Origin of the sequence: Porphyromonas sp. HMSC077F02 (assembly GCF_001815465.1) — a bacterium.
GTDB classification, from domain to species: domain Bacteria; phylum Bacteroidota; class Bacteroidia; order Bacteroidales; family Porphyromonadaceae; genus Porphyromonas_A; species Porphyromonas_A somerae.
Map to the genome: position 1 here is coordinate 135340 of NZ_KV820630.1, position 691 is coordinate 136030.

Below are 691 nucleotides of genomic sequence, written 5' to 3' on the forward strand. Positions count from 1 at the left end.
AATTATTTGTGGGAATTGATTTCTCAAAAGAAACGTTTGACGCAGCTATCCTCAAGGTATCTGATGGCAGTTCTTTTGATCTAAAGATCATTGGTAATGAGCAGTTCAAAAACGATGTACCAGGTTGTAAGCGATTTGTAAAATGGCTCAATAAGACTTGTGCACTATCTGGCGACTATTCTTCTGTCCTCGTAGGTGGAGAAGATACAGGAAACTATAGCACCACGCTGCCTAAACAGCTTTATGTGCTGGGGATTGATTGCTCCTTACAAAATGCTTATTCGATCAAATGTGGTAGTGGCAAGATTGTTCGCGACAAGACCGATAAGATGGACGCAGAAAAGATCGCCTACTACTTCTATCGCTTCCGTGATCAGATTAGGCTCTATAAGCCCCTATCTAAGGATATGGAGAGCTTAGAGAGACTTTATTCATACCGATATGGACAGGTGAGAGAAAGAGCGCGATTGAAGTGTCAGATAAAAGAGTATAGGCATCTTCTTAAGTCAGAACCCAATGATGAGACGCTAAAGTTCATGATCCAACGCTTAGAGAAGCAGGAGAGGTTTCTGAAGAAAGAAATCAAAGCTATTGAGGCTAAAATGATAGAAATCATTAAAGCTAATGAGGAACTCAATGAGATCCATGAATGCCTAGTGAGCATACCAGGTATCGGGAAGATCACAAGCCT

The 691-nt window shown here is 41.1% G+C and carries 1 protein-coding gene; it reads left to right on the top strand.

The features are described 5' to 3' along the window. On the top strand, positions 1-691 hold a 691-nt coding region (locus tag HMPREF3027_RS09565; RefSeq protein ID WP_168165858.1), incomplete at both ends, for an IS110 family transposase.